The sequence below is a fragment of the Flavobacterium cyanobacteriorum genome (assembly GCF_002251835.1).
In the GTDB taxonomy this organism is placed as follows: Bacteria; Bacteroidota; Bacteroidia; order Flavobacteriales; family Flavobacteriaceae; genus Flavobacterium; species Flavobacterium cyanobacteriorum.
The window spans coordinates 1-7,134 of the sequence record NZ_NOXV01000179.1 but is presented as its reverse complement, the minus strand read 5'-3'; the positions used below and the strand labels follow the sequence as shown (position 1 = coordinate 7,134).

Here is a 7,134-nt window from a genome sequence, read left to right as displayed (position 1 = left end):
TCATTGATGATAGGTTAGCGGCTTAAATCGAACTCACGTTAATTACTTCAAAGCCATCAGCTACCTGCATGGCGGGTGCGCCTTCATAACTATCCACAGCTATTATAGTCTGGCCTATACGCTTTGCTGCGATTACAAATTCTTTACCCAGTTCACCTGAACCCAGGAGGAGTATTTTTTTATTCATTGTGTTGTTGTTTATATTGTTAATCATCTTTAATTCCCCTACTGTGGAGGGGTGCCCGCAGGGCGGGGTGGTTTACTATAGGCCGTGATTATAAAGTTCTCTAGTTCTGACATTACATTTTCCAAATCATGTAAAACTCTAAAATCAGTAACTTTAAAGAGTTTTAGTCCTAATGACTGCAAATAAGCATCCCGCTTGTCATCGTATATTTCCTTATCATTATGGCTTGCTCCGTCAATTTCAATTATTAAACTGAGGCTTTTACAATAAAAGTCAGCTATGTAATTGCCAATAATCCTTTGCCTGTCAAAATCTATATTATAGAACTTTCTTTTATGCACCTGCTGCCAAAAAACAACTTCCGAATATATACCTTGCTTACGGAGGGCTTTGGCACGCAAAGACAATGCAGGATTATAAGGAAGATTCTCCAGATAATACCTGTAAATTGGATGCTCGTTTATGTATGTAACTATAATTTCCTGCATTTTAAACCACCCCGGCTTTCAGCCACCCCTCCAAAGGAGGGGAATTAAAAAGCCCCGCAAATTTGCAGGGCAGTATGTTTTTAAGCAAGCGCTTCTTTTATCCTTCTTAAAGCTTCTATGAGCTGCTCCTCGCTGGTAGCGTAGGAAAGGCGTATGCAGTCCGGGTTACCAAAAGCATCACCGGTTACGGTAGCCACATTGGCATGCTCCAGCAGGTATAGTGAAAAATCATCGGCGTTTTTAATATCAATACCTTTTAAAGTTTTTCCAAAGAAAGAAGATACATCAGGAAATACATAAAAAGCGCCTTCAGGAACATTGATTTTAAGGCCGGGAATATCTTTTATCAGTTTAACTACAAGGTCTCGCCGGCTGTGGAACGCATCAACCATATACTTTAAAACGCTTGGGTCAGCATCAACAGCAGCAATGGTAGCGCGCTGTGCAATACTGTTGGCACCGCTGGTTACCTGCCCCTGCATTTTAGTGCAGGCTTTCGCTATAAATTCAGGTGCGCCAATATAACCTATCCTCCAGCCCGTCATGGCAAAAGCCTTAGCCACACCGTTTACGGTTATTGTCCTGTCAATCATTCCCGGCAGCGATGCTATACTGCAAAATGTGCCTGAAAAATTAATGTGCTCATATATTTCGTCTGACACTACAAAAATCTGCGGGTGTTTTTCCAGCACCTTCACTAACGCTTCCAGCTCTTCTTTGTTGTAAACCGACCCACTCGGGTTGCACGGCGAGCTAAACCACATCATCTTGGTTTTAGGTGTAATGGCATCCACAAGCTGTTCCGGTGTTATTTTAAAATCGGTTTCTACTGTTGTAGGTACTTCAACAGGAATACCTCCTGCCATTTTTATTATTTCATAATAGCTTACCCAGTATGGTGCTGGCAGTATTACCTCATCGCCCTCATTTATCATTACCTGCGCTACGTTGTAAAGCGATTGTTTTGCTCCGGTTGACACTACAATCTGCGATGGTTTATAGGCCAGCCCGTTATCCCGGAGGAACTTGCGGCAGATGGCCTCTTTCAGGTCCATATAGCCGTCTACAGGCGGATAGGTGCTGTAGTTATCATCAATTGCCTTTTTAGCGGCCAGTTTTATAAAATCAGGTGTATTAAAATCGGGTTCGCCCAGGCTTAAACTAATAACATCTATACCCTGTGCCTTCAGTTCCCTGGCTTTGGCAGCCATGGCAAGGGTTTGTGAAGTAGATAAATTATTAATCCTGTCAGAAAGCTGATTCATTTTCTATAAAAATTAATTTAATGATGGTTTCATTCCCAACTCCTTTAGATGCCTGAAATGCGCTGCAACTGCACTACGCATCGATTTAAATTCATGGTAAGGCAGGTTGTGTTCCCTTGCGGTCTGCTTAACGATTTCAGCAATTTTACCATAATGTATATGGCTTATATTAGGGAATATGTGGTGTTCAATCTGGTGGTTAAGCCCTCCTGTAAACCAGTTGATAATCCTGTTTTTAGGAGCAAAATTAGCTGTAGTGTATAACTGGTGTACTGCCCAGGTGTTTTCAATTTCTCCATTTTCATCAGGCACGGGGTTCGCTGTTTCTTCCACAACATGAGCCAGCTGGAATACAATGCTTAAAATCAGCCCTGCGGTATAGTGCATTACAAAAAAACCCAGCAGCACCTTCCACCACACAATGCCTAATATCATAGGGGTAACGAGCCATATTGCCACATAAATAAGCTTAGTTATCACTAAAACTGTCCATTGTTTCACGGGGCTCCGGAACTTGCCGTATGAAAGGCCTTTCCTGATGTAGCGCCTCATTTGTTTTATATCGGTTGTAATAGCCCAGTTAAAGGTAAGCAGCCCGTAAAGGAATACCGAATAGTAATGCTGGAACTTATGGAACCTGTGCCACGGGGCAGTATGCGTAAAGCGTATTACACGCCCGGCATCAAGGTCTTCATCATGGCCGTGTATGTTGGTATAGGTATGGTGCAGCACATTGTGCTGTACCTGCCAGTTATACACATTACCTGCCAGGATATAAATGCTGCCACCCATAAATTTATTAAGCCACGACTTATCTGAATACGAGCCGTGGTTGCCGTCATGCATTACGTTCATGCCCACACCGGCCATGCCTATGCCCATAACTACAGTCAGCAACAGCTGTGCCCACCAGGGCAGGTTAAGTGCCAGGATGAGGAAATAGGGCGCAAAGAAGAGTGAAAACATTATGAATGTTTTCAGGTGTAACTTCCAGTTGCCTGTTTTTTTAAGGTTGTTTTCTTTGAAGTAATCGTTTACACGCTTATTAAGCGTCCTGAAAAATTTTATAGAATCGTTTTTGGAAAAAATGGGATGATTTAAATGCATAAAATAGTTAATCTAAAAGTTCAAAGGTAATTATAATATATGCCCCAACCAAGACTACAAACATAATATCATGCCAAATGTTTACTTTTGCGGAAATCCCGAACATAATGGAGGAAATAATCAGGTACTTCCCAGGCCTCACCGAAACACAACTGGCACAATTTAGCCGCCTTGAAGCATTGTACACCGAATGGAATGCCAGAATAAACGTTATATCCCGCAAGGATATTGATGCGCTTTACACCAGGCATGTACTGCATTCGCTTGGGATAGCGAAAGTTATGAAATTCAGGCCCGGTGCAAGCGTGCTTGATGTAGGCACGGGCGGAGGTTTCCCCGGTATACCGCTGGCCATATTATTTCCTGAAACTAATTTTTACCTGATTGATGTCATTGCCAAAAAAATTAAGGTAGTAGAGGAAGTAGCAACAGCTCTTGGCCTAAAGAATGTACGCGCCGAACAGAAACGCGCAGAGAAGGTTGACGCAGAATTTGATTTTATTGTAAGCCGTGCCGTAACCAACATGCCTGATTTTGTAAAATGGGTGCGTGGTAAGGTAAAGAAGGAACAGAACCATGACCTGCCCAACGGCATTTTATACCTGAAAGGCGGTGACCTGACCCAAGAACTGCAGGTTTTCCAGCGGGTTACGCTTTATAATCTTTCAGATTATTTTGAAGATGAATTTTTTGAGACGAAGAAGGTGGTGCACCTGGCGATGAAGTATAAGGTATTAGAATAATAACACATTCTCCTTCTCCGGAGGGGGTGGCTGAAGGCCGGGGTGGTTACCTATTGAATTTATGCCGCCGGTTAAAAACCACCCCGCCCTGTGGGCACCCCCTCCAAAGGAGGGGAATTAAAAAAAGCCCCCTTACGGAAGCCTTTCTTTATATTTAAACATTACCCTAAGAACGGATACCTGTAATCTGTAGGCGGAACAAATGTTTCCTTAATTGTGCGAGGTGATACCCAGCGCAGCAGGTTTAGTATTGAACCGGCCTTATCGTTAGTGCCTGATGCCCTGGCACCGCCAAATGGCTGCTGGCCTACTACTGCACCTGTAGGCTTATCATTAATATAAAAGTTACCGGCACTGTTTTCAAGCGCTTTGGTAGCCTGCTCTATAGCATAACGGTCCTGGCTGAAGATAGCCCCGGTAAGTGCGTAAGGCGACGTTTCGTCAACCAGTTTAAGGGTTTCTTCCCACTTAGCGTCTTCATAAACATGTATGGTAAGCACCGGCCCGAAAAGCTCTGTACACATTGTGTCATACTTAGGGTTATCCGTAAGAATAACGGTTGGCTCAATAAAGTATCCTACTGATTTATCATAGTTACCGCCTGCTATAACCTCAGCATCATTAGCATTTTTGGCCGCATCAATAAAGGCTGCCAGCTTATCAAATGAGCTTTCGGTAATCACTGCCGACACAAAGTTGCTCATGTCTTCAGGCGAACCCATTTTCATGGATGCCATGTCTGCCAAAAGCAATTCCTTAACTTGAGGCCATATTGATTTCGGAATATAAGCCCTTGACGCTGCTGAACATTTCTGGCCCTGGTATTCGAAAGCGCCCCTTGAAAGCGCAGTAGCCACCTGGGCCGGTATTGATGACGGGTGTGCAAGCACAAAGTCCTTACCGCCTGTTTCGCCCACTATCCTCGGGTAGGTTTTATACTTGCTGATGTTCTGGCCGATCTTAGCCCAAATATCATTGAATACACCTGTGGAGCCTGTAAAATGTACCCCTGCAAAATCCCGGCTGCCGATAAGCACCTCGCTAATCATAGCGGAGTTGCCTGAAACCATATTGATAACTCCCGCCGGAAGTCCCGCTTCTTTAAATACTTCCATAATAACGCCGGCTGAAAGCATTTGTGTGGCGCTTGGTTTCCAGACTACTACATTGCCCATAAGTGCAGGCGCTGAAGGAAGGTTACCCGAAATAGCTGTAAAGTTGAATGGGGTGATGGCATAAATAAAGCCTTCCAGCGGGCGGTGCTCCATCCTGTTCCAAATCCCTTCAGATGATACAGGCTGCTCAGCATATATCTTGGTCATGAACTCCACATTAAACCGCAGGAAGTCAATAAACTCACAAGCCGAGTCAATCTCAGCCTGGTGCACTGTTTTTGCCTGGCCTATCATGGTAGCGGCGTTGATTTTGGCACGGTAAGGCCCGGCAAGCAGTTCGGCTGCTTTCAGGAATATTGACGCCCTGTGCTCCCATGCCATGGCCGCCCACTGTGTTTTAGCCTTAAGCGCTGCCTCTATAGCCTGCGCTACATGCTGTTTTTCGGCCTGGTGATAGTGCCCCACCACTTTTTTATGGTCAAAGGGCGGATTTATGGTTTTGGTGTCCCCGGTACGAATTTCTTCGCTACCGATATATAAAGGCACATCAACTGTGCTGTTGTACATTTCTTTAAATGCTGCAAGTACCTGTTCCCTCTCCTTTGTTCCGGGAGCGTATGATTTAACGGGCTCGTTAAATGCTTTAGGCACATTGTAAATTCCTTTTGGCATAATAGATTGATTTAAACAATTAATATTAGGATATGCAAATATACGAGAATAATAATTCCCCTAATTGCAAAAAAAGCAGCGTAAAGTGCTGCCTGTTGCGATAATGTTAATTTAAAGCGAAAGGTGCGCTCAGCCTGAACGCAGGTATGATAACCCTGAAGGTTTTTGTAGTGGTAAAGTTGATCATGTTATAATAGCCACGCATGGCGCCAAAAGGCGATGAAAGCAGGCAGCCGGAACTGTAAGTATGTTTCTCACCGGGCTTAAGTACCGGTTTTTTCCCAATTACACCTTCGCCGTCAACCACTTCCGTATTATTAAGGGAATCATAGATTTCCCAATGGCGGCTGTTCAGCTGAACAGAATCTTTGCTGTGGTTTTCAATGGTTATCTCGTAGGTAAAGGCAAAGTGCAACTTGTAGTTTTTGAAGTAGGTACCTTCAAAACCGGTAGATACTGAAATTTTGATTCCTCTCGTTATTTGTGATACCATGACCTACTTGCCTTTATCTCTCATTATAATGCCAAAAATACAAATTTATTACCTACATACAGATGTATGTCAAATTAAAAATAAATATTAGTTATTTGACTATTAGTTGATAATATTTTCTGAATTAGCCGTACCTATCCCTATAACCCTGTCGTACCTGTCGTTATTTTCCCTGTAGTACACCAAAACATTATAATCATTTTCTGTCTGGAAATAATTGCCATCAACAGCATCGGCACCATTTATTTTACCGTTTTTGTCAGCAAGAATATACTGAAAACTGGTGAAGCCCTGTTTTACCATTATTGCCTTTTCATACCGGCCTGTTTCTTTATTGAAATCCATTTTAAATTCGGGTGTCTTGGCATAATTGTTAAACATGCCGCCAATATATATATCTTCTTTTCCAAAATATGCCGGTGCGCTGAGGCTAAAAAATACCCAGGAATAATCTGCTTCCAGGTTCGGGTTGGTGACATTAAGGTTAATGTTCCTCACAAGGAAGTTACCATTCACATCGGGGAAGAATGTGTAGGGCTGGCTACCACGGGCTTCATTGGGATATAAAATGGTGTTATATATTTCGCCGGCTGTTATACGCAATACATTGTTCACGGCGTTGCGGATATCTTTATTATCAAAATTCAGGTACTCATTACCTGCCCAAAACTGTGTTTCCTTATCGTAGCGGTATATCAGGTCATTACCTATTGTAAACTGTGGCTTTACATTATAAATAGCGTTATCAAAACGCCCGTTCTGGAAGAGCGCTACCTTGACATTCTGCATCGGCATCTGGAAAGAAATGGCATTAGTTTTTATTGAAAAATCAAGATTATGCTTATGCGGAATATCCTCCATGGCACGGGCACGCCTTATTTGCAAGGGCACGCTCACGATATCCTCATAGATAATGAACCTCCTGCTAAAGACAACTTCACGGTCATCATTCAGTATCTTCAGTATATAGTTACCGGAAAGTTTTATACGGGTAAACTGGTTGGGGAACTGTAGTACATAACGAAGTGGTTTAAACTTTTATTTTATTAAATTTCTTTAGTGCG

Annotated in this window: 6 protein-coding genes and 2 pseudogenes; 1 reads left to right on the top strand and 7 read right to left on the bottom strand. The window is 42.9% G+C overall.

What is annotated here, in order from left to right:
• Positions 1-34: 34 nt before the first annotated feature.
• The 4 genes and pseudogenes from purT to CHU92_RS03410 form a co-directional block, all read right to left on the bottom strand.
• A pseudogene (gene purT, locus CHU92_RS03425) lies at positions 35-187 on the bottom strand (phosphoribosylglycinamide formyltransferase 2); the annotation flags it as partial.
• Between the two features lie 38 nt (positions 188-225).
• Positions 226-675 carry an endonuclease domain-containing protein gene (locus CHU92_RS03420; RefSeq protein WP_094412623.1) on the bottom strand — a complete coding sequence of 150 codons (450 nt, stop codon included), beginning with the start codon at positions 673-675 and terminating at the stop codon, positions 226-228.
• A gap of 80 nt (positions 676-755) precedes the next feature.
• Positions 756-1,940: a pyridoxal phosphate-dependent aminotransferase gene (locus CHU92_RS03415; RefSeq protein ID WP_094412621.1), complete on the bottom strand. Its 1,185-nt coding sequence runs from the start codon at positions 1,938-1,940 to the stop codon at positions 756-758.
• 12 nt (positions 1,941-1,952) lie between these two features.
• Positions 1,953-3,047 (bottom strand): fatty acid desaturase family protein, encoded by a 1,095-nt coding sequence (locus tag CHU92_RS03410; protein ID WP_094412619.1) that lies wholly within the window; start codon positions 3,045-3,047, stop codon positions 1,953-1,955.
• Positions 3,048-3,154: 107 nt separating this feature from the next.
• On the opposite strand from CHU92_RS03410, the gene rsmG reads away from it, so the two are divergent.
• Positions 3,155-3,790, top strand: coding sequence for a 16S rRNA (guanine(527)-N(7))-methyltransferase RsmG (gene rsmG, locus CHU92_RS03405; RefSeq protein WP_094412617.1), 636 nt, complete (start codon positions 3,155-3,157; stop codon positions 3,788-3,790).
• 161 nt (positions 3,791-3,951) lie between these two features.
• Here the strand turns inward: rsmG and pruA are convergent, their stop codons facing one another.
• The 3 genes and pseudogenes from pruA to CHU92_RS03390 all read right to left on the bottom strand — a co-directional run.
• A complete protein-coding gene (pruA, locus tag CHU92_RS03400) occupies positions 3,952-5,577 on the bottom strand; it encodes an L-glutamate gamma-semialdehyde dehydrogenase (protein ID WP_094412615.1) in 1,626 nt (541 codons plus the stop codon).
• A gap of 106 nt (positions 5,578-5,683) precedes the next feature.
• Positions 5,684-6,070 carry a Co2+/Mg2+ efflux protein ApaG gene (gene apaG, locus CHU92_RS03395; protein WP_094412613.1) on the bottom strand — a complete coding sequence of 129 codons (387 nt, stop codon included), beginning with the start codon at positions 6,068-6,070 and terminating at the stop codon, positions 5,684-5,686.
• Positions 6,071-6,172: 102 nt separating this feature from the next.
• Positions 6,173-7,090 (bottom strand): annotated as a pseudogene (locus tag CHU92_RS03390) (type IX secretion system plug protein); the annotation flags it as partial.
• Between the last annotated feature and the right edge of the window lie 44 nt (positions 7,091-7,134).

Coding starts and splice junctions, on each gene's coding strand:
- CHU92_RS03420 (WP_094412623.1), bottom strand. CDS start 675: ATGCAGGAAATTATAGTTACATACATAAACGAGCATCCAATTTACAGG.
- CHU92_RS03415 (WP_094412621.1), bottom strand. CDS start 1,940: ATGAATCAGCTTTCTGACAGGATTAATAATTTATCTACTTCACAAACC.
- CHU92_RS03410 (WP_094412619.1), bottom strand. CDS start 3,047: ATGCATTTAAATCATCCCATTTTTTCCAAAAACGATTCTATAAAATTT.
- rsmG (WP_094412617.1), top strand. CDS start 3,155: ATGGAGGAAATAATCAGGTACTTCCCAGGCCTCACCGAAACACAACTG.
- pruA (WP_094412615.1), bottom strand. CDS start 5,577: ATGCCAAAAGGAATTTACAATGTGCCTAAAGCATTTAACGAGCCCGTT.
- apaG (WP_094412613.1), bottom strand. CDS start 6,070: ATGGTATCACAAATAACGAGAGGAATCAAAATTTCAGTATCTACCGGT.